This window comes from Streptomyces sp. NPDC004721, from assembly GCF_053601495.1.
Window position 1 is genome coordinate 73,971 of record NZ_JBSGBZ010000020.1, and the last position, 20,459, is coordinate 94,429.

The following is a 20,459-nucleotide window of genomic DNA, read 5'->3' on the forward strand; positions in this document are numbered from 1 at the left end:
GCCGCACAGTCTGCCCGAGGCGCCGCCCGGGAGCGAGGGCCACGCCCCGAACGCGGCACGGTCCGCTGTCGGTGGGGTGGGGCAGGATGGGACGGATGAGCGAAGTGAGCACTTCGGACGACGGCCGCCCCGAGCACCCCGACGCGCTGCCCGAGTACGCCGAGCGGGTCCTGGAGGTCGCCGAGATGATCCCGCCCGGGTGCGTCATGACGTACGGCGACGTCGCCGAGTGGCTGGAGCGGGGAGGCCCCCGCCAGGTGGGCCGCGTGATGGCCCTGTACGGCGGAGCCGTCCCGTGGTGGCGGGTCGTACGTGCCGACGGGGTCCTGCTCCCGGGCCACGAACTGCGCGCTCTCGCCCACTACCGCACGGAGGGCACACCCCTGAAGGAGGCGAGCAGGGCGGCCGAGGGCCACCTGCCCCGCCTCGACATGAGACGGGCCCGGTGGGACGGCGGCGAACGTGCGCAGGGTCACACCTGACAGCTTCCGCCATTCGAGGGGCCCGTGGGGAGCCCATGGCCCGTACGGGGGAATCGAGGCACGTCCGTAGCATGCCGTACGTTCGTGGTTCGAGGGACACGCGTGACGGCGGTGCCGAAGGAGGACCGGGAGAAGCAGGGGAAGAAGGCGAAGCCCTCCTTCCGCGCCCGGCCGCGGCGTAGCGTCGGCTCCGCGTGCCCCCCTCACTCCAGCGGCCACCGCCCCACCCCTCGGGCCGTCCGTCCCCGCGACGACGGCGCTGCGCGCCGGCCGTGACAGACCCCAGCACACCCACCAGGACCGGCGAACCACGTGAGCTCCTCTTCCTCCACCAGGCGCCTGCCGCACCCCCGGGTGCGGCAGGGGGACCGTGGCGCCTACCGACTGGTGCGTACCCCGCCGACCAGACCGGATCCCCCTCGTCTGGACGCCGCACAGCGCTCCGTGGTTGACCACCGGACCGGTCCGCTGCTCGTCCTCGCAGGTCCGGGCACCGGCAAGACCACCACGCTGGTCGAGTCCGTGGCCGCCCGGATCGCCCGCGGCCAGGACCCCGAGCGGATCCTGGTACTCACGTTCAGCCGCAGGGCCGCCGTCGACCTGCGCGACCGCCTGGCGCTGCGCACCGGCGCGGCCCACGTCCCGCAGGCGACCACCTTCCACTCGTTCTGCTACGCCCTGGTCCGCGCCCACCAGGCCGGCGAACTGTTCGTCGATCCTCTGCGGCTGCTGTCCGGACCCGAGCAGGACGTGGCCGTCCGCTCGCTGCTGGCCGGCCAGGCCGACCTGGAGCGGCTGGGCCTGGCGCACGTGCGCTGGCCGGACGAGCTGCGCGCCTGCCTGACCACCCGCGGCTTCGCCGACGAGGTCCGCGCGGTCCTCGCCCGCAGCCGCGAGTTGGGCCTCGGCCCCGACGCCCTGGCCGACTTCGCCCGCCGTATCGGCCGCCCCGACTGGCAGGCCGCGGCCGCCTTCCTCGCCGAGTACCTCGACGTCCTCGACCTGCGAGGCGTCCTCGACTACGCCGAACTGGTCCACCGCGCGGTACTCCTCGCCCGCCGCCCCGAGGTCGCCGAACAGCTCGCCGCGCGGTACGACACGGTCTACGTCGACGAGTACCAGGACACCGATCCCGCCCAGGTACGGCTGCTGCGCGCGCTGGCCGGAGACGGCCGCACCCTGCTCGCCTTCGGCGACCCCGACCAGTCGATCTACGCGTTCCGGGGCGCGGACGTGAACGGCATCCTCCAGTTCCCGCAGACGTTCCCGCGCGCGGACGGCACTGCGGCGCCCGTGCGGGTCCTGCGCACCTCACGGCGCTCGGGCGCCGCCCTGCTGGCCGCGACCCGGCTGCTGACCCGCCGGATGCCGCTCACTCGCCTGCCCGCCGACAAGGTCCGCGCCCACCGCGAGCTCACCCCGGTGCGCGACGGCGGCCGCGTCGAGGCCCACACGTACCCGACTGCGGGCACCGAGGTGGACAACATCGCCGACATCCTGCGCCGGGCGCACCTGGAGGACGGCGTCCCGTGGGGCGAGATGGCCGTCCTGGTGCGCGCCGGCGCCCGCTCCATCCCGGGCCTCCGCCGCGCCCTGACGGCAGCGGGAGTGCCCCTGGACGTCGACGGAGACGACCTGCCGCTGCGCCACGAGCCGGCGGTGGCGCCGCTGCTGACGGCGCTGCGGGCGGTGGCGAACGCGGAGACGGTGCGGCGCTCGGAGAAAACGGAGAAAACGGAGAGAGCAGGGGAAGCGGGGGAATCGGAGGAAGGGGTTCCCGAGGAGCAGGTGGCCGACGCCGACGGGCCGGCCGCACGCACCGGGGAACAGGCCGCCGTCACTGGGGAGCAGGCCGCCGGCAGTGGAGAACAGGCCGCCGTCACCGGGGAGCAGGCCGCCCCAGCGCAGGCCCCGGAGCGGCCCGGAGCGGATCCGGAGGCGGACACCTGCTGGCTGGACACCGAGACCGCGCTCACCCTCCTCGCCTCGCCGCTGGCCGGCATGGACGCCGCCGACCTGCGCCGCCTGGGCCGCGCCCTGCGCGAGGAGGAACGAGCCGCAGGCAACCCGCTGCCCCCGCCCTCGAACGAGCTGCTCGCGAGGGCGCTTGCGGAACCCGAGCGCCTGGTCGCACACGACCCCACGTACGCGCGTGGTGCCCAGCGCCTCGGCGCGCTGCTCAGGAAGGCACGGGAGCGTCTGGCGGGCGGAGGGACCGCCGAGGAGGCGCTGTGGGACCTGTGGGACGGCACACCGTGGCCCTCCCGCCTGGAACGCGCGGCCCGGCGCGGCGGCGCGGCGGGCCGCAACGCGGACCGCGACCTCGACGCCGTGTGCGCGCTGTTCGCGACCGCCGCCCGCGCGGAGGAGCGCACCGGCGGCCTGGGTGCCCTGAACTTCCTGGCCGAGGTCGAGGCCGAGGACATCGCCGCCGACACGCTCACCCGGCGCGCGGTGCGCCCCGACGCCGTGCGGCTGATGACGGCGCACCGCTCCAAGGGCCTGCAGTGGCGCCTGGTCGTCGTCGCGGGCGTCCAGGAAGGCCTGTGGCCGGACCTGCGGCGCCGCGGCTCCCTGCTGGAGGCCGACCGCATAGGCCGCGACGGACTCGCCGCCCCGCTCACCCCCGGCGCGCTGCTCGCGGAGGAGCGGCGGCTGTTCTACGTGGCCGCCACGCGCGCGCGTGAACGCCTCGTGGTGACCGCGGTGAAGGCCCCCGCCGACGACGGCGACCAGCCCTCCCGCTTCCTCGCCGAACTCGGTGTCGAACCCAGGGACGTCACCTCCCGCCCGCGCCGCCCGCTGTCGGTGGCGGCACTCGTCGCCGAGCTGCGTGCCACGACCGTCGACCCGCGCGCCTCCGCCACCCTCCGGCAGGCCGCCGCGCACCGGCTGGCCCGGCTGGCCGCGCTCGCCGACGACGAGGGCCGTCCGCTGGTGCCCGCAGCCCATCCCTACCGCTGGTGGGGCATGGCCGACCCGACCGAGAGCAAGGTGCCGCTGCGCGACCGCGACCAGCCCGTGGCGCTGTCCGGCAGCGCCCTCGACCAGCTCGCCAACACCTGCGCCCTCCAGTGGTTCCTCAGCCGCGAGGTCAAGGCCGATGCCCCCGCGACCGCCGCCCAGGGCTTCGGCAATGTGGTGCACGTCCTCGCCGACGAGGTCGCCTCCGGGCGCAGTCCCGCCGATCTCGCGGTTCTCATGGAACGCCTGGAGACGGTGTGGAACGCGCTCGCCTTCGACGCGCCGTGGAAGTCGGCGCAGGAGAAGGAGCACGCGCGCGTGGCGCTGGAACGCTTCCTGAACTGGCACGTCCTGGAGCGCGCCGGCCGCACCCCGGTGGCCGGCGAGCACGACTTCGACGTGACCCTGGAAGCGGGCGGCTACCAGGTGCGCATCCGCGGCTCCATGGACCGTGTGGAGGCTGATAGCGAGGGACGTGCCTACGTCGTCGACTTCAAGACCGGCAAGCAGGCACCCACCGGGGCCGAGGTGGCCCGTCATCCGCAGCTGGCCGTCTACCAGCTCGCCGTCCGCGAGGGCGCCGTCGACGAGGTCTTCGACGGGGAACGCCCCGAACCGGGCGGCGCCGAGCTGGTCCAGTTGCGCCAGGGCGCGGCCAAACGGGACGGCGGCGACGGCTTGCCCAAGGTGCAGACCCAGGAGCCGCTGGAGGGGGAGTGGGCCGGCGAGCTGCTGGCCACCGCCGCCGGGAAGGTTCTCGACGAGCGGTTCACGCCGACGGCCGGGCAGCACTGCGCGCACTGCGCCTTCCGGGCGTCGTGCAGCGCGCGGCCGGAGGGGCGCCACATCGTCGAGTGACCCGCGTGACGAACGGCACCACCCGTGCTGACCTGCGCGTCTTTCGACCCCGGTGGTCATCTGGCACGGATTGTCAGTGCCCGCCGCTAGCCTCTGTGAGGTGCCCGCCCCTATCACCGATCCCGAGCAGCTCAAGGAGCTCCTCGGGATTCCGTTCACCCCCGAGCAGACGGCCTGCATCATCGCGCCGCCCGCCCCCCAGGTGATCGTGGCCGGCGCCGGCTCCGGCAAGACGACCGTGATGGCGGCCCGCGTGGTGTGGCTGGTCGGCACCGGGCAGGTCGCCCCCGAGCAGGTCCTCGGACTGACCTTCACCAACAAGGCCGCCGGCGAGCTCGCCGAACGCGTCCGCAAGGCCCTGATCAGGGCCGGCGTCACCGACCCCGAGGCCATCGACCCCGACAACCCGCCGGGTGAGCCGCTGATCTCCACCTACCACGCCTTCGCCGGCCGTCTCCTGAAGGATCACGGACTGCGCATCGGGCTGGAACCCACCGCCCGCCTGCTCGCCGACGCCACCCGCTACCAGCTCGCCGCGCGCGTGCTGCGCGAGGCACCCGGCCCCTACCCGGCGCTGGCCCGCTCCTTCCCGGACCTGGTGAGCGACCTCCTGGCCCTCGACGCCGAGCTCGCCGAACACCTCGTACGCCCGGAGGACCTGAGCGCCTGGGACACCGGGCTGCTGCGCACCCTGGAAGGCGCCAAGCTCACCAACGCCGACCTGCGCAAGGTCCCGGAGACGGCCGCCGCCCGGCGGGAACTGGCCGAGCTGGTGCTCCGCTACCGGGCCGCCAAACGCGAGCGGGACCTGCTCGACTTCGGCGACCAGATCGCCCTGGCCGCACGGCTCGCCCGCCTGCCGGAGGTCGGTCGCGTCCTGCGCGAGGAGTTCCGGGTGGTCCTGCTCGACGAGTACCAGGACACCTCCGTAGCGCAGCGCATCCTGCTGGCCGGCCTCTTCGGCGACGGCACCGGCCACCCCGTGACCGCCGTCGGCGACCCCTGCCAGGCGATCTACGGCTGGCGCGGCGCCTCCGTCGCCAACCTCGACGACTTCCCCGAGCACTTCGCGCAGGCCGACGGCCGCCCCGCCACCCGTCAGGCCCTCAGCGAGAACCGCCGCAGCGGCGGCCGCCTCCTCGACCTCGCCAACGACCTCGCCGAACCCTTGCGCGCCATGCACGCGGGCGTGGAGGCCCTGCGCCCGGCCCCCGGCGCGGAACGTGACGGCCTGGTGCGCTGCGCCCTGCTGCCCACCCACGCCGAGGAGATCGACTGGGTCGCCGACTCGATCGCCCACCTCGTGGGGACCGGGACGGCTCCCGGCGAGATCGCCGTCCTGTGCCGTACGGCGGGCGACTTCGCCGAGATCCAGGGTGCCCTGGTCGCCCGTGACGTCCCGGTCGAGGTGGTCGGCCTGTCCGGGCTGCTGCACCTGCCCGAGGTCGCCGACCTCGTCGCCGTCTGCGAGGTCCTTCAGGACCCCGGCGCCAACGCCGCGCTGGTACGGCTGCTGACCGGCCCGCGCTGGCGCATCGGCCCGCGCGACCTCGCGCTCCTGGGCCGGCGGGCGAGGCTGCTCGTCGCCCACGCGCGCGTGGACGCCGCCGACGACCCCGACAGCCGGCTCGCCGAGGCCGTCGAGGGCGTCGACCCGGCCGAGGTGATCTCGCTCGCGGACGCCCTCGACACCTTCCTCGAAACGCCCCTGGACGGTGCCCGGGACGACGACCGGCTGCCGTTCTCCCCGGACGCGCGCGTGCGGTTCGCCCGGCTCGCCGCCGAACTGCGCGACCTCAGGCGTTCGCTGTCCGACCCGCTGATGGACGTCCTGCACCGCGTCCTGGCCGTCACCGGTCTGGAGGTGGAGCTGTCGGCCTCCCCGCACGCCCTGGCCGCCCGCCGCCGCGAGACCCTGGCGAACTTCCTGGACATCGCCGCCTCCTTCGCCGCGAACGAGAGCGAGGCGAGCCTGCTGGCCTTCCTCGGCTTCCTGCGCACCGCCGCCCAGTACGAGAAGGGCCTCGACAACGCGCTGCCCGGCGGCGAGAACACCGTCAAGGTGCTCACCGCGCACAGGTCCAAGGGTCTGGAGTGGGACGTCGTCGCCGTCCCCGGCCTGGTCACCGGCACCTTCCCCAGCGGGCAGGGCCGGGAGAAGTGGACCAGCCAGGGCAAGGTGCTGCCGCACGCCCTGCGCGGCGACGCCGACACCCTCCCCGACATCGACGGCTGGGACGCGCGCGGCATGAAGGCCTTCCACGAGGCCATGAAGGACCACCAGCACACCGAGGAGCTCCGCCTCGGCTACGTCACCTTCACCCGCCCCCGCTCCCTGCTCCTCGGCTCCGGCCACTGGTGGGGCCCGAGCCAGAAGCGGCCCCGCGGCCCGTCCGCGTTCCTTCAGGCCCTCTACGACCACTGCGCCGCCGGCCACGGCGAAATCGAGGCCTGGGCGGACGAGCCCGGTGAGGACGAGGAGAACCCGGCCCTGCACCGGGCCACCGCCGACCAGGTGTGGCCCCTGCCGCTGGACGAGGCCGCCCTGGCCCGCCGCCGTGAGGCCGCCGCGATCGTCCTCGCCCACCTGGAGGACCTCGCCATCGGCGCGAACGGCCGCCCGGAGGCCACGCACGAGCCCGCGTCCCACGACGACCCCGACTGGCCCGCGGCACCGCAGGACGACGCACTTCCACACGACGGGGCACTTCCGCGCGACGACGGACCTCCGCACGACGACGCGCCCCCGTACGACGACGCACCTCCGTACGACCGCGAGCCGCCCTTCGGCGAGGAGGACCCCTTCGGGGAGGACGACCCCTTCGAAGACGACAACCCCAACGAGGGAGACACCGACGACTGGGACTCCTGGAGCGGCGACCGCCCGACCGTCCCGCGCCAGGCGCCCCCGCCCGACCACCACCCCGCGCCCCCGCCCGCACGCGAGCACTCGGAGCGCCTCAACCCGGACCGCGCCCCGGACCATGCACCCGGATCCAGCCCCCTCACCCCGGAGGAGGCCCGCATGGTCGCCTCCTGGGACCGCGATCTCGAAGCGCTGACGGGAGAACTCCGGCGCGCCCGGCAGACCGTCACCGACGTACCCCTGCCGACGACCCTGACCGCGTCGCAGCTGCTGCACCTGGCCGCCGACCCCGACGGGTTCGCGCGGGAACTCGCCCGCCCCATGCCGCGCCCCCCGCAACCGGCCGCACGCCGTGGCACCCGCTTCCACGCCTGGGTGGAATCCCGCTTCGAAGAGCTGACGCTGCCCATGCTGGAGCCCGGGGAACTGCCTGGTGGCGATGCCGAGATCGCCGACGAACGCGACCTCGAAGCCCTCAAGGAGGCCTTCGAACGCACCCCGTACGCCCACCGCACGCCCCACCGCGTCGAAGCGCCCTTCCAGTTCGCCCTCGCCGGCCGTGTCGTCCGGGGCCGGATCGACGCCGTCTACAAGGAGGGCGACGGCGAGCGGGCGACGTACGAGATCGTGGACTGGAAGACGCTCCGCTCCCGCACGGCGAACCCGCTCCAGCTCGCCGTGTACCGGCTGGGCTGGGCCGAGCAGCGGGGCATCCCCCTGGACCGTGTCACGGCCGCGTTCGTCTACGTACGCACCGGCGAGGTGGTACGGCACGACGACCTCCCGGGCCGTGCCGAGCTGGAACGGCTGCTGACGGAGGAGCCGCGGCCCGAGCAGCGGTGGTGTGACGAACCGCCCGAACGGGAAGCCACCGCGGGCCGATAGGCTCGGAGCCATGAGCCAGACCCCGGACAGCGCCGTCCGTACGTACATCGAGCAGCACCGCACCGCCTTCCTCGACGACCTCGCCGATTGGCTGCGCATCCCGTCCGTGTCGGCCCAGCCCGACCACGCGCCCGATGTACGGCGCAGCGCCGACTGGCTCGCCGGCAAACTCCAGCAGACCGGTTTCACCACCACCGAGGTCTGGCAGACCCCGGGCGCCCCCGCCGTCTTCGCCGAGTGGCGCTCCGACGACCCCGAGGCCCCCACTGTCCTCGTCTACGGCCACCACGACGTCCAGCCCGCCGCCCGCGAGGACGGCTGGGACAGCGAGCCCTTCGAGCCCGTCGTCCGCGAAGGACGCCTCTACGCGCGAGGGGCGGCCGACGACAAGGGCCAGGTGTTCTTCCACACACTCGGCGTCCGCGCCCACCTCGCCGCCACCGGCCGCACCGCCCCGGCGGTGAACCTGAAGCTGCTGATCGAGGGCGAGGAGGAGTCCGGCTCCCCGCACTTCCGGGCGCTCGTCGAGGAGCACGCGGAGCGCCTGGCCGCCGACGCGGTGATCGTCTCCGACACCGGCATGTGGTCCGCGGACACCCCCACGGTGTGCACCGGAATGCGCGGCCTCGCCGAGTGCGAGATCCGGCTGTACGGACCCGACCAGGACATCCACTCCGGCTCCTTCGGCGGCGCGGTGCCCAACCCGGCGACCGCCGCGGCCCACCTCGTCGCCGCCTTGCACGACGAGCACGCGCGCGTGGCCGTCCCCGGCTTCTACGACGGCATCGTGGAACTCACCGACCGGGAGCGCCGGCTCTTCGCCGAGCTGCCGTTCGCCGAGGAGCAGTGGCTGCGCACCGCCAAGTCGTACGCCGCCCACGGCGAGGCCGGGTACACCACCCTGGAGCGCATCTGGGCCCGCCCCACAGCCGAGGTCAACGGCATCGGCGGTGGCTACCAGGGCCCCGGCAGCAAGACGATCATCCCCTCCACGGCGATGGTCAAGCTGTCGTTCCGCATGGTCGCCGGCCAGGACCCCGACCACATCGAGAAGGCCGTCCGCGCCTGGGCCGCCGAGCAGGTGCCCGCGGGGATACGGCACGAGATCGTGTTCGGCGCGGCCACGCGCCCGTGCCTGACGCCGCTGGACCACCCGGCCCTGCAGTCCGTGGTCCGCGCCATGGGCCGCGCCTTCGAAGCCCCCGTACGCTTCACCCGAGAGGGCGGCTCGGGCCCGGCCGCCGACCTCCAGGAGGTGCTCGGCGCGCCCGTCCTCTTCCTGGGCATCTCCGTCCCCTCCGACGGCTGGCACGCGCCGAACGAGAAGGTCGAGCTCGACCTCCTGCTCAAGGGCGTCGAGACCAGCGCGTACCTGTGGGGCGACCTCGCGGAGCACTGGCACGATGCGCCCTGACGGGCGCCCACCGGCCCGGGCGGTGTCGTGCCGGGCGCACACTGGTAAGGCCGTCCCGTGCCCCCAGGCCCCGCCGGACGCGGACGCCTCCTGTCGCACGTCCCGCTGAACCGCCGCCGAAACAACCGTTGCACCGGGGGAGTTGGAAGCACCCGTGACCACCTGGACCGACCACACCGCCGATCGACCCATCTCGCTCACCGCGCCCAGCGGCATCGACCGGGCCGCCCACCACCGGCTCGACGAGGCATGGCTCGCCGCGGCATGGAGCCACCCCTCGACGCGCTGCTTCGTGGTATCCGGCGGTCAGGCCCTGATCGACGAGACACCCGACGGCCGGACCGAACTGGTCACGACGCCCTCCTTCGAGGCGCCCCTCACCGAGGCGCACCGCTACTTCCTCGGCACGGACGTGGAGGGCGTCAGCTACTTCGCCCTCCAGAAGGACTCCCTGCCCGGCCGCATGGACCAGTCCGCCCGTCCGGCCGGCCTGCGCGAGGCCGGCCTGCTGCTGTCACCCCGGGACGCCGGCCTGCTGGCGCACGCGGTGGCCCTGGAGAACTGGCAGCGGCTGCACCGCTTCTGCTCCCGCTGCGGTGAGCGGACCGTGATCGCCGCGGCCGGACACATCCGCCGCTGCCCGGCCTGCGGCGCCGAGCACTACCCGCGCACCGACCCCGCCGTGATCATGGCCGTCACCGACGACGAGGACCGCATCCTGCTCGGCCGCCAGGTGCACTGGCCCGAGGGCCGCTTCTCCACGCTCGCCGGCTTCGTCGAGCCCGGGGAGTCCATCGAGCAGTCGGTGCGCCGCGAGGTCCACGAGGAGGTGGGCGTCATCGTCGGCGAGGTCGAGTACGTCGCCAGCCAGCCCTGGCCGTTCCCCTCCAGCCTCATGCTGGGCTTCATGGCACACGCCACCTCGACCGAGATCGCCGTCGACGGCGACGAGATCCACGAGGCCCGCTGGTTCTCCCGCGAGGAACTGCGCGCGGCCTTCGAGTCCGGCGAGGTCCTGCCGCCCTACGGCATCTCCATCGCGGCCCGGCTCATCGAGCTCTGGTACGGCAAGCCGCTGCCGACGAGGAGCGCTGTCTGAGGCCCTCGGACGACGAGAAGGCGGCCTTCCCGGGGATGCCGGGGAGGCCGCCTTCGGCGTCTGCCGTGCGGTGCGCCGCGATCAGGCGCCGACCTTCTCCTTGACCTGGGCCAGCGACGGGTTCGTGAGAGTCGAACCGTCCGGGAAGAGCACGGTGGGAACCGTCTGGTTTCCGCCATTGGCCTTCTCGACGAAGTCCGCGGACTCCGGGTCCTGCTCGATGTTGATCTCGGTGTACGCGATGCCCTCGCGGTCCATCTGGCTCTTCAGCCGGCGGCAGTAGCCGCACCACGTGGTGCTGTACATCGTCACAGTGCCCGGCATGTCTCTCGCGCTCCTTCGGCGGCTCGGGGACGTATTCGTCGCAGGGAAGGAACGTACGCCATCGCTCCGGCATTCCCACGGGGGGTATCCGGCAGGGCGTGACGCGTGACGCGTGGCACGAGGACGTGCCACGAGGACCCGCGGCATTAGTACGACCGCGGGGGCTGCCTGTGGACAACCGGCTCATGCGTCCCACGGCGACCTGGCAGCATGGCTGTGTGACAGCAGCAACGCACTCCCCGCTCTTCCCTCGGGTCCCGGACTCCGCCGACGCGGTGCTCGACGGGCTGGACCCCGAGCAGCGCGAGGTGGCCACCTCTCTGCAGGGCCCGGTGTGCGTCCTGGCGGGCGCCGGCACGGGCAAGACCCGGGCGATCACCCACCGCATCGCCTACGGAGTCCGCGCGGGTGTCCTCCAGCCCTCCAGCGTGCTGGCCGTCACCTTCACCAACCGTGCTGCGGGGGAGATGCGGGGCCGGCTGCGCCAGCTCGGCGCGCACGGCGTGCAGGCCCGCACCTTCCACTCCGCCGCCCTGCGGCAGTTGCAGTACTTCTGGCCGAAAGCGATCGGTGGCGCCATGCCCCGGCTCGTCGACCGCAAGATCCAGCTCGTCGCGGACGCGGCCGCCGCCTGCCGCATCCGCCTGGACCGGGGCGAGCTGCGGGACGTCACCGCCGAGATCGAGTGGTCCAAGGTCACCCAGACCGTCCCGGCCGACTACGCCCTCGCGGCCGCGAAGGACGGCCGCACCGCCCCCCGCGACCCGGCCGAGATCGCCCAGCTGTACTCGGTGTACGAGGACCTCAAGCGGGACCGCTCGGTCATCGACTTCGAGGACGTCCTGCTGCTGACCGTCGCCGTCCTCCAGGACCGGGTCGACGTCGCCGAACAGGTCCGCGCCCAGTACCAGCACTTCGTGGTGGACGAGTACCAGGACGTCTCCCCGCTCCAGCAGCGCCTGCTGGAGCTGTGGCTGGGAGACCGTGACAGCCTGTGCGTCGTCGGCGACGCCAGCCAGACGATCTACTCCTTCACCGGAGCGACCCCCGACCACCTGCTCGACTTCCGCACCCGCCATCCCGGCGCCACCGTCGTCAAGCTGGTCCGCGACTACCGCTCCACCCCACAGGTCGTCCACCTCGCCAACGGACTGCTCGCCCAGGCCCGGGGCCGGGCCGCCGACCACCGGCTGGAACTGGTCTCCCAGCGTGCCCCCGGCCCCGAGCCCGCCTACACCGAGTACACCGACGAGCCCGCCGAGGCCGAGGGGGCCGCCCACCGCATCCACGACCTCATCGCCTCCGGCGTCCCGGCGAGCGAGATCGCCGTCCTGTTCCGGACGAACGCCCAGTCCGAGACCTATGAGCAGGCCCTCGCCGACGTCGGCGTGCCCTATCAGCTGCGCGGCGCCGAGCGCTTCTTCGACCGGCCCGAGGTGCGCAAGGCCGGCGTCGCCCTGCGGGCCGCCGCGCGCTTCGGCGGCAACGACTCCCTCCTCGACGACGCCGTCGACCTGCCCTCACAGGTGCGTGCCGTGCTGTCGGGGGAGGGCTGGACCCCGCAGCCGCCGGCCGGCTCCGGCGCGGTCAGGGAACGCTGGGAGTCGCTGGCCGCCCTGGTGAACCTCGCACAGGACTTCGCCGCCGCCCGGCAGGGTGCGACGCTCGGCGACCTCGTGACGGAACTCGACGAGCGGGCGAACGCCCAGCACGCCCCGACGGTCCAGGGCGTCACCCTCGCCTCCCTGCACTCGGCCAAGGGCCTGGAGTGGGACGTCGTCTTCCTGGTCGGCGTCGCCGAGGGCATGATCCCCATCACCTACGCCAGAACCGACGAACAGATCGAGGAGGAGCGCCGCCTCCTCTACGTGGGTGTCACCCGCGCCCGCGAGCGGCTGCACGTCTCCTGGTCGCTGTCCCGCTCGCCCGGCGGCCGTCCCAGCCGCCGCCCCAGCCGCTTCCTCGACGGGCTGCGCCCCGGCTCGGCCGGCGCCGCGGGCCGTACCGCGCCCGGCGGCTCAGGCGGCATCGAACGCGGCTTCACCGCGGTCGCGGGGACGCGGGAAGCACCCGTCCCGCGGCGCACGCAGCGCACCCCGGCCCGGTGCCGGGTCTGCGGCCGCACGCTCACCGAGGCCGGCGAGATGAAGCTGATGCGCTGCGAGGGCTGCCCCTCCGACATGGACGAGGGCCTGTACGAGCGGCTGCGCGAGTGGCGGGCGAGCCAGGCGGGGCGCAGCGGGCAGCCCGCCTTCTGCGTCTTCACCGACAAGACCTTGATGGCGATCGCCGAGGGCGTCCCGGACGACGAGCGCGAACTGGCGCGCATCCCCGGAGTGGGGATGCGCAAGCTCCGCCGGTACGGCTCGGATGTTCTCGCCATCTGCGCAGGCCGGGAGCCCGCAGGAGAAGCGATCGAGGACTGACCGAGGACTGAGGGGAACTCGTCGGAAAAATAGTTTGCGTACCCGCCGTCCGTCCCCATAGGTTCTTGGTCACGGGAACGGTGGCCTTCCTGAGGCCCTGATTCCGTGTTCTACTTGCATATCCGTACGGACTGGCTCACCCCAGTCCCTCAGACGCCGAGAGGAGGCGAGCCCAGTGATCACTATTAAGACCAGCTCCATCAGCACCGCCAAAATGACCGATCGCTCGGTCGTCTCCCTGTGCATGCTCGGCGCCTTCAGCCAGGGCACCGGTCTGTCCGGCATCGCTGCCGTGCGTCCGGAGTCCTTTGTGTCCTTCGCGGGTCTTCCCGTCCGTGAGCGTGACGAGCGACCGACCAAGGCACTGGAAGCAGTAGCGGCACAGGCACAGGCCTATGCCGTTCAGGCGGCCGGTGCCGGTAACCGGGAGCAGACGAAGCAGCACCACCTGACGTGGGCCTTCCGTGGGCCAGAACCCTGGAGTGATCCAGCCTGATCGCCGATCAGGCCGGCGCCTTCAGGGCCGCGGAACCCCATCCGGGATCCGCGGCCCTTCTGTTTTCCCCGAACGGGGACAGCGAAGCGAAGGGGCCTCGGGACAAGACAAGAACCCGGTAGCCAGCCGACACCCGGCCGACCGGCCGACCCGAACAGACGAGGAAGACGAACCGTGCAACTCGAAGCGCACGTCCCGTCCGTACCGCCTTCCGACACGATCCCCAAGCCTGGTCTCACGGAGGACCCCGCCTTGACCCCGCTCACCGCGCTCACCGCGCTCGACGACGCCATCGAGAACCTCGGCGTGCCCGTCCCGTGCCGCTCCTACGACCCGGAGGTCTTCTTCGCCGAGTCGCCGGCGGACGTGGAGTACGCCAAGTCCCTCTGCCGCACCTGCCCGCTGATCGAGGCCTGCCTCGCCGGCGCCAAGGAGCGGCGTGAGCCCTGGGGCGTCTGGGGCGGCGAGCTGTTCGTCCAAGGTGTCGTCGTCGCCCGGAAGCGGCCGCGTGGCCGCCCGCGTAAGAACCCGGTCACGGCATGAACACCGCAGGAACGATCGACCGCCCCCTCACGCACGACCCCCAGAAGCAGGCCCCGATGAAGCCGTCCGCCAGCGAGCCCGCGGGCTCCGCGACCGAAGACGTCACCACCACCGGCGCGAACGACTCGCGTCAGAACAGGAACCGAGAGATGCAACTCATCCCAGAAGCGCTGGCTCGTGCGCATATGCACGAGCGGCTGCACGAGGCGGAGAGGGAACGCCAGGCCGTACGCCTGGCGGCCGCCCGCCGGATGCAGCGCCGCGCCGAGCGCGCCTCGCTGCGCGCCCGCCGCGCGCTCGCCATGGCAGTGATGCACTGACCCACAACGCTGTTCCCCACCGCCTGGCGGTGGCCTCCCGGCCAGGGAGGCCGGAACTCTCCCCGCGGGGGCCGGTCCGTTCGGACGGACCGGCCCCCGCGGTGCGTTGTTCCCGCCGATCAGCGGCCCGGCGGTATGGTCGCGGAGTGACGAGTCTTCCCGGAGGCACGAACCACGCGAGCGCGGCCCACGCGGGCACGGCGCACCATGGCACGGACCGCGACGGCACGGACCGTGACGGCGAGAGCGCGGAGCGTCCCGCCCTGGTGTGCGCACGCTGCGGCACCTCGGCCGAGGGCCGGCCGCCCACCTGGACCTGCTCCGTGGAGAACGGCGCCCGGCGCTACTTCTGCGACGCCTGCTCCCGCGAGAACCTCCGCTCGATCGAGGGGCGCCTGGACTCCGCCTGGTGGTAGTCCCCCCGCGTGCTCACGCCTCGGCGGCCGACTGCTCGTCGTCCGGCTCCTCGCCTTCCGGCCGGGCGGCGAAACCCGGCAGCCACTCCTCCAGCTCCTCGCGCAGCCGCACCGTGGCCCCCAGCTGGCACAGCACACCGATGGTGCTGAGTGTGACCCGGTGGATGAGCAGGTACGACGGGGGCAGATTGAGCTGCTTGCCCAGTTGGTAGGCGGGGGAGCGGGGATCGGCGATCCGGGCCGCCTGACTGCGCATCCAGCCGCGGGTGAAGGTGAACTCCTCCACCTGGGCCGGTTCGATGATCGGCAGGAGGTAGTCGAGGACGGCGTCCGGGTCCAGCTCGATGGACTCCTTCACGAAGCCCTCCGTGGAGAGCATCTCGTAGACCGCTTCCGCCTCTCCGTCGAGCGCCATGCGCAGGGCTGAGCCGATGGGTGTCGGCAGGCCGCCGGGAAGGCGGTCGACGGTACCGAAGTCGAGGACGCCCAGGCGCCAGTCGTCCTCGCCCTCCGGTCCGCCGGGCAGAAGACGGAAGTTGCCGGGGTGCGGGTCGGCGTGCAGCAGGCCGGTGCGGGCCGGGCCGGAGAACAGGAAGCGGGCCAGCAGCTGGCCCGCGCGGTCGCGCTGGGCCTGGGTGCCGTCCGCGATCACCTCGGACAGCGGAACACCGTCCATCCACTCGGTGACCAGGACCTGGTCACGCTGGTGGACGACCGCCGGGACGACGACGTCCGGGTCGTCGGCGAACTCCTCGGCATGAGCCTGCTGGGCCTGCGCCTCCAGTCCGTAGTCCAGCTCCTCGGAGACGCGGTCCTTGAGCTCGGCGATCAGCGGCTTGATGTCCACGCCGGGAACCAGCGGCCCCAGCAGACGGGCGAAACGGCTCAACTGGGTCAGGTCGGATACGAGGGCCTCACCGGCGCCGGGGTACTGCACCTTGACCGCGACCTCGCGGCCGTCGTGCCATACCGCCCGGTGCACCTGCCCGATCGAGGCCGCCGCGGACGGCTTGTCCTCGAACTCCTCGAACAGCTCGCGCCAGTGCGCCCCGAGCCGCTCCCTCAGTACGGAGTGCATCGTGCGCGTCGGCATCGGCGGCGCCGCCTCCTGGAGCTTGGTCAGCGCCACCCGGTAGGGGCCGGCGACCTCCTCGGGGAGCGCCGACTCGAAGACGGACAGCGCCTGCCCGAACTTCATCGCCCCGCCCTTGAGCTCGCCGAGCACCTTGAACAACTGCTCGGCCGTGCGTTGCTGCAGCTCACGGCCGACGAGATCGGCGGACTCGCCGACGATCCGTTTGCCGAGTCCCCAGGTCGCTCTCCCGGCGAAACCGAGCGGGAGCGCGGCGAGCTTGGCGGTCCGGGTGACCGCCTTCCGGGGAAGATCAGACATGCGCCCTCCAAGTCCCAGCAAGCCGCGCCGCGTCTGCCCGACGGCAGGGCGTCGATGACGGCCGTTGCCCAGCCATTGTCGCGCGTGCCTCCCCGTTCTTTGAGGCGCGCTCCCTCTCGGCTCTCCCGGCCGCGCCGCACGAACAGGACGGATGCGGCCACACCGGTCGCGCGCGCCAGTTCAGGCCGGGCAGCGACACCTCCCAGCGGGCGCCCGCGCTGGAGGGCGACTCCCCGTCCAGGAAGGCGAGCGCGTGCGCGGCCGACAGGGCGGCCACGGTCGCGGCGAGAGCCAGATCACACGGACGTACGTGACGTGGCCTGCCCGAGCGCCACTGCGCCACCAGACGCGGCCACGTCCCGTCCCGGTCCGTGCGCTCCCGGTGCAGGCAGCCGGCGCAGCCGGTCTCACCGGGCAGGACGAGCGGGCCCACGACGCCCGTGCCCTCCACCACCCCGGCGTACAGATGAGGGGTGCCGGACTCGATCAGGGCGGCGGCCGCGGACGGGTCGGGCGCGTGCACGGCGATGTCGTCCCGCGGGGCGAGGACCACCAGGGCGAATCCCCGCTCCTCCCGCTCCGGCTGCGTCCGGGGGGTGCGGCGGGCCGGACGGTCCGGGGCCGCCGCCCGCACGGCCCGCCGCGCCGCGGTGTCCCGGCGCTCGCCGACGGCCTCGGCGGACAGCCCGCCCGGGGCGACGTCCCACGGCTCCACACAGCCGCCGTCGCGCACGTCGACCTCGCCGACCCCCGCCCCGGACAGCAGCGCGGCCAGGGCGGCGCCCACCCGGCCCGCGCCCTTGACCTGCACGCGCGCCTCACGTCTGGCGGCGAGGCGTTCCATCGCCTCGCCCGGTTCGCGCGTGATCAGGGAGATGGAGGCGAGATCGGGCCCCAGCCGGTCCATGGCCTCCTTCCGCTCCCGCAGCGCGCCGGCCGCCGCGCCGCCGCCCCGGGCGTCGTCCAGGAGCCCGGCCTGGGCCAGCCGCTCCACCAGACGGTCGACATGGCCGTCGGGCAGATCCATGCGGCGCGCCTCCTCCCGCAGCAGGGGCAGTCCGCGCGTGCCGTTGAGCAGGTCCAGGAAACTGCCCGTCGCGGTGTCCAACGGGCCCAGTGTCATCGCGTGCGCGGGAGTCATCCCGAACTGCACGGTGCCGAGATCACGCCAGCCGCGCCTGAGCGCGGGTTTCACCATCGGATGCATGCGAGCCCCCGTAGCCCGAAGAAGGAGAAGCATCGAAAAAGAAGGAAACGAAGGAAACGAACAAAGCGGATGAAACGAACAGAGCGAAGCGAACGAAGGAAACGAAGAAAGGCATCGAGACGTCCTCGTGCGCCGGTGGAGCCGGTCCGAGCCGCCACCGACGACTGCCACGACTGCCAGCATGCCCGGCCCGGACAGCGGGTGCCGGAAGTTGTCCACAGGCGGTGGGTACTCATCGTACGAATCGGACCCTCGGCGGGGGATCTACACGGAACCGTTCCGGGCCCGGGACTTCTCGTCCCCGCACCCGGTAACGTCGGGGCGTGTCCGCCGACCCACTGAACCGTGCCGGAACGCCACAGCGCGGCAAGACCAGCCGGCCGCCGGAGGGCGAGGCGGCGAGCGAGATCGAGGTCCGCAGGAGCGCCCGGCGTCGCCGGACGGTCTCCGCGTACCGCGAGGGCGGTCGCACCGTCGTGCTCATCCCCGCCCGGATGTCCGAGGCGGAGGAGCGGCGCTGGGTGAGTGTCATGCTCGACAAGCTGGCCGCTCAGGAGAGCCGGCGGGCGCTCGGCGACACGGAGCTGGCCGAACGCGCCGAGTGGCTGTCCGCCCAGTACTTCGACGGCCGTGCCCGGCCCGCCTCGGTCCGCTGGGTCACCAACCAGAACACGCGCTGGGGCTCGTGCACCCCGGCGGAGGGCAGCATCCGTCTCTCCCACCGTCTGCAGGGGATGCCCGAGTACGTCGTCGACTACGTACTGCTGCATGAGCTGGCCCATCTGCTCGTCCCCGGACACGGCCCCGACTTCTGGGGGCTGCTGGAGGCGTACCCGCGCACCGAGCGGGCCCGGGGCTACCTGGAGGGGGTGGCCGCGGCCGCGCGGCTGCCGCATCCTCCGCCGGGAACGCGCGGCGAGTGACCGGACCGCCGGGGGCGTCCGGTACCGCCTGACTGTGTTTGTGTACCGGGTCTGTACCGACTTCGTCCGGTGTCGGAGTTTGCCGTTAGCCTGACGCGACGCACTCGCACTCGGGACGGGGGACGGTCGTTACGCATGACCAGGGAATTCCAGCGCGGCCACAAGGCCAGGATCAGTGACCTGACCGCGGGGACGGATCTGTACGTAGGCGTGCAGATCTCGGCACCCGGACTGACCGTCGACATCAGCTGCTTCGGGCTGGACGCCGACGAACGCCTCTCGGACGACCGTTACTTCGTCTTCTTCAACCAGCCGAAGTCCCCCGAGGAGGCCATCCAGCTGCTGGGCGCTCAGGCAGGCGACACGGAGTCCTTCCGGGTCACGCTGGAGAAGATCCCGCCGCACATCCGGAAGCTGTCGTTCACGGCCGCCGTCGACGGTGCCGGGCAGATGTCGCAGATCGAGTCCGGGTATCTGCGCATCGTGGCGGGCGGTGAGGAGGTGGCCCGGTACGCGTTCGACGGCTCGGAGTTCTCCACCGAACGGGCCGTGATGCTGGGCGACTTCTACGTCAAGGACGTGTGGCGGTTCGCGGCCGTCGGCCAGGGCTTCGACGGAGGCCTCGAGGCGCTGCTGAAGAACTTCGGCGGCGAGGTCCTGGAAGAGGAGGAGGGCCCCGCCGCGGGCCAGGACCCGCAGCCCGGTGCCGCTTCGGGCTTCGCCCCGCCCGCCCAGGCCACCGCGCCCCCGGAGTTCGCCGTCCCCTCCGGGCCGGCCGCACCGGCCCCTGCCGCTCCCGCTCCGGTAGCCCCTGCTCCACCCCCGGCCGCCCCCGCGCCGCCACCCGCCGCGCACGGCTTCACGCCGCCCCCGGGAGCCACCCCGCCGCCCCCGCCCCCGGCGCCGGGTCCCGCGCCCTCGGTGCACGCGGCGCCGACGATCATCGCCCCCCTGACCCCGCCCGCTGGCCCGGTCCCGCCGCCCGCCCCGGCACCCGCGCCCTACGGGCAGCCGCCGTACGGCCAGGCACACGGCCAGGCCCCGCCCCCGCCGCCCGCCCAGTACCAGGCACCGCAGGCCCCGCCCCCGCCTCCCGGCTACGGTCACCAGCCGCCGTTCGGACAGGTCCCCGGCCGGCCCGCGCCGTACGGAGCGCCGCAGGCCGCTCCCCAGGCCGCCGGGGTGTCCGCCGCGCTGAACCTGTACAAGGAGGCGCCCACCGGCCGGCGCTGGACCCTGCAGAACAGCAAGCTGGTACGCGCCGACCTCGGCACGGAAGGAGGCCGGCCCGTGCTGGCCCGTCAGGGCAGCATGGTGCTCTATCAGGGCAAGGTCGACTTCACCTACAAGGGCGCCGGCTTCGCGGGCCGGATCACGGGCAACGTCACGGGTCAGGAGATGCAGCTGATGCGCTGCACCGGCCAGGGCCAGGTGTTCTTCGCCGAGAACTCCACCCATCTGCACCCGGTCGAGCTCCAGGGCGACGCGATCTGCGTCTCCGCCGAGAACGTGCTCGCCTTCGACGAGAGCCTGGAGTACGAGGTCCGTCGCGTCGAGGGACACGGCATCCCCGGCGGTGCCCTGTTCACCATGCAGTTCCAGGGCACCGGCACGATCGTCGTCAAGACGCACGGCACACCGGTCGTCCTGCCCGTGACGCCGACGACGTTCGTCGACTCCAACGCCGTGGTCGCCTGGTCGGCCGCCGCCCAGGTGATCGTCTCCAGCCAGGTGCGGATGCGCCGCAACGCCTACCCGGGCGACACCGGAGAGGGCGTCAACCTCCAGTTCCGCGCAGCCCCCGGCAATTTCGTCGTCGTCCAGCCCTACGAGGTCTGAGGGA

16 protein-coding genes are annotated in these 20,459 nt (G+C 73.2%); 12 read left to right on the top strand and 4 right to left on the bottom strand.

Going from position 1 to position 20,459, the window contains the following annotated elements:
• Nucleotides 1-95 precede the first annotated feature (95 nt).
• The 5 genes from ACWEK3_RS20145 (at nucleotide 96) to nudC (ending at nucleotide 10,568) form a co-directional block, all read left to right on the top strand.
• Nucleotides 96-482 (top strand): MGMT family protein, encoded by a 387-nt coding sequence (locus ACWEK3_RS20145; RefSeq protein WP_365424881.1) that lies wholly within the window; start codon nucleotides 96-98, stop codon nucleotides 480-482.
• A gap of 312 nt (nucleotides 483-794) precedes the next feature.
• Entirely contained in the window at nucleotides 795-4,304 is a 3,510-nt protein-coding gene (locus tag ACWEK3_RS20150; RefSeq protein WP_453250245.1) for an ATP-dependent helicase, read from the top strand.
• Nucleotides 4,305-4,404: 100 nt separating this feature from the next.
• On the top strand, nucleotides 4,405-8,055 hold the full coding sequence (locus ACWEK3_RS20155) for a UvrD-helicase domain-containing protein (RefSeq protein ID WP_453250246.1): 3,651 nt from the start codon (nucleotides 4,405-4,407) through the stop codon (nucleotides 8,053-8,055).
• 10 nt (nucleotides 8,056-8,065) lie between these two features.
• The gene (locus tag ACWEK3_RS20160) at nucleotides 8,066-9,469 is read left to right on the top strand and encodes a dipeptidase (RefSeq protein ID WP_453250247.1); all 1,404 of its coding nucleotides are present in this window, start codon (nucleotides 8,066-8,068) and stop codon (nucleotides 9,467-9,469) included.
• Nucleotides 9,470-9,623: 154 nt separating this feature from the next.
• Nucleotides 9,624-10,568, top strand: a complete 945-nt coding sequence (gene nudC, locus ACWEK3_RS20165) for an NAD(+) diphosphatase (protein WP_450543053.1) — start codon at nucleotides 9,624-9,626, stop codon at nucleotides 10,566-10,568.
• Nucleotides 10,569-10,649: 81 nt separating this feature from the next.
• Here the strand turns inward: nudC and ACWEK3_RS20170 are convergent, their stop codons facing one another.
• Nucleotides 10,650-10,892 carry a mycoredoxin gene (locus tag ACWEK3_RS20170; protein WP_141358602.1) on the bottom strand — a complete coding sequence of 81 codons (243 nt, stop codon included), beginning with the start codon at nucleotides 10,890-10,892 and terminating at the stop codon, nucleotides 10,650-10,652.
• Nucleotides 10,893-11,110: 218 nt separating this feature from the next.
• On the opposite strand from ACWEK3_RS20170, the gene ACWEK3_RS20175 reads away from it, so the two are divergent.
• The 5 genes from ACWEK3_RS20175 to ACWEK3_RS20195 all read left to right on the top strand — a co-directional run bounded on the left by ACWEK3_RS20175 (nucleotide 11,111) and on the right by ACWEK3_RS20195 (nucleotide 15,093).
• Entirely contained in the window at nucleotides 11,111-13,318 is a 2,208-nt protein-coding gene (locus ACWEK3_RS20175) for an ATP-dependent DNA helicase UvrD2 (protein WP_453250248.1), read from the top strand.
• A gap of 175 nt (nucleotides 13,319-13,493) precedes the next feature.
• Entirely contained in the window at nucleotides 13,494-13,814 is a 321-nt protein-coding gene (locus ACWEK3_RS20180; RefSeq protein WP_450543057.1) for a hypothetical protein, read from the top strand.
• A 174-nt stretch (nucleotides 13,815-13,988) separates the two neighbouring features.
• Nucleotides 13,989-14,357 (top strand): WhiB family transcriptional regulator, encoded by a 369-nt coding sequence (locus ACWEK3_RS20185; RefSeq protein ID WP_141358597.1) that lies wholly within the window; start codon nucleotides 13,989-13,991, stop codon nucleotides 14,355-14,357.
• On the top strand, nucleotides 14,354-14,677 hold the full coding sequence (locus tag ACWEK3_RS20190) for a hypothetical protein (protein ID WP_361414421.1): 324 nt from the start codon (nucleotides 14,354-14,356) through the stop codon (nucleotides 14,675-14,677). The genes ACWEK3_RS20185 and ACWEK3_RS20190 overlap by 4 nt, the downstream gene beginning before the upstream one ends.
• A 146-nt stretch (nucleotides 14,678-14,823) precedes the next feature.
• Nucleotides 14,824-15,093, top strand: a complete 270-nt coding sequence (locus ACWEK3_RS20195; RefSeq protein WP_390875870.1) for a hypothetical protein — start codon at nucleotides 14,824-14,826, stop codon at nucleotides 15,091-15,093.
• 13 nt (nucleotides 15,094-15,106) lie between these two features.
• Here ACWEK3_RS20195 and ACWEK3_RS20200 read toward each other — a convergent pair whose 3' ends face one another.
• From ACWEK3_RS20200 to ACWEK3_RS20210, 3 genes are read right to left on the bottom strand one after another with little or no spacing between them, the layout of a single operon-like run.
• Nucleotides 15,107-16,486: an ABC1 kinase family protein gene (locus tag ACWEK3_RS20200; protein WP_450543059.1), complete on the bottom strand. Its 1,380-nt coding sequence runs from the start codon at nucleotides 16,484-16,486 to the stop codon at nucleotides 15,107-15,109.
• Nucleotides 16,479-17,693 carry a TOMM precursor leader peptide-binding protein gene (locus tag ACWEK3_RS20205; RefSeq protein ID WP_453250249.1) on the bottom strand — a complete coding sequence of 405 codons (1,215 nt, stop codon included), beginning with the start codon at nucleotides 17,691-17,693 and terminating at the stop codon, nucleotides 16,479-16,481. The genes ACWEK3_RS20200 and ACWEK3_RS20205 overlap by 8 nt, the downstream gene beginning before the upstream one ends.
• The gene (locus ACWEK3_RS20210) at nucleotides 17,650-17,808 is read right to left on the bottom strand and encodes a hypothetical protein (protein ID WP_450543077.1); all 159 of its coding nucleotides are present in this window, start codon (nucleotides 17,806-17,808) and stop codon (nucleotides 17,650-17,652) included. The genes ACWEK3_RS20205 and ACWEK3_RS20210 overlap by 44 nt, the downstream gene beginning before the upstream one ends.
• Nucleotides 17,809-18,016: 208 nt before the next feature.
• Here ACWEK3_RS20210 and ACWEK3_RS20215 point away from each other — a divergent pair, with 208 nt between their 5' ends.
• Both ACWEK3_RS20215 and ACWEK3_RS20220 read left to right on the top strand, forming a co-directional pair.
• Nucleotides 18,017-18,616, top strand: a complete 600-nt coding sequence (locus tag ACWEK3_RS20215) for a M48 metallopeptidase family protein (protein ID WP_450543063.1) — start codon at nucleotides 18,017-18,019, stop codon at nucleotides 18,614-18,616.
• Nucleotides 18,617-18,751: 135 nt separating this feature from the next.
• Nucleotides 18,752-20,455: a TerD family protein gene (locus ACWEK3_RS20220; protein ID WP_450543065.1), complete on the top strand. Its 1,704-nt coding sequence runs from the start codon at nucleotides 18,752-18,754 to the stop codon at nucleotides 20,453-20,455.
• Nucleotides 20,456-20,459 lie beyond the last annotated feature (4 nt).

Excerpts from the sequence above, each read along its gene's own strand:
- ACWEK3_RS20145 (WP_365424881.1), top strand. The coding sequence starts at position 96 with ATGAGCGAAGTGAGCACTTCGGACGACGGCCGCCCCGAGCACCCCGAC.
- ACWEK3_RS20160 (WP_453250247.1), top strand. The coding sequence starts at position 8,066 with ATGAGCCAGACCCCGGACAGCGCCGTCCGTACGTACATCGAGCAGCAC.
- ACWEK3_RS20170 (WP_141358602.1), bottom strand. The coding sequence starts at position 10,892 with ATGCCGGGCACTGTGACGATGTACAGCACCACGTGGTGCGGCTACTGC.
- ACWEK3_RS20190 (WP_361414421.1), top strand. The coding sequence starts at position 14,354 with ATGAACACCGCAGGAACGATCGACCGCCCCCTCACGCACGACCCCCAG.
- ACWEK3_RS20200 (WP_450543059.1), bottom strand. The coding sequence starts at position 16,486 with ATGTCTGATCTTCCCCGGAAGGCGGTCACCCGGACCGCCAAGCTCGCC.
- ACWEK3_RS20205 (WP_453250249.1), bottom strand. The coding sequence starts at position 17,693 with ATGCATCCGATGGTGAAACCCGCGCTCAGGCGCGGCTGGCGTGATCTC.
- ACWEK3_RS20210 (WP_450543077.1), bottom strand. The coding sequence starts at position 17,808 with ATGCCTTTCTTCGTTTCCTTCGTTCGCTTCGCTCTGTTCGTTTCATCC.
- ACWEK3_RS20220 (WP_450543065.1), top strand. The coding sequence starts at position 18,752 with ATGACCAGGGAATTCCAGCGCGGCCACAAGGCCAGGATCAGTGACCTG.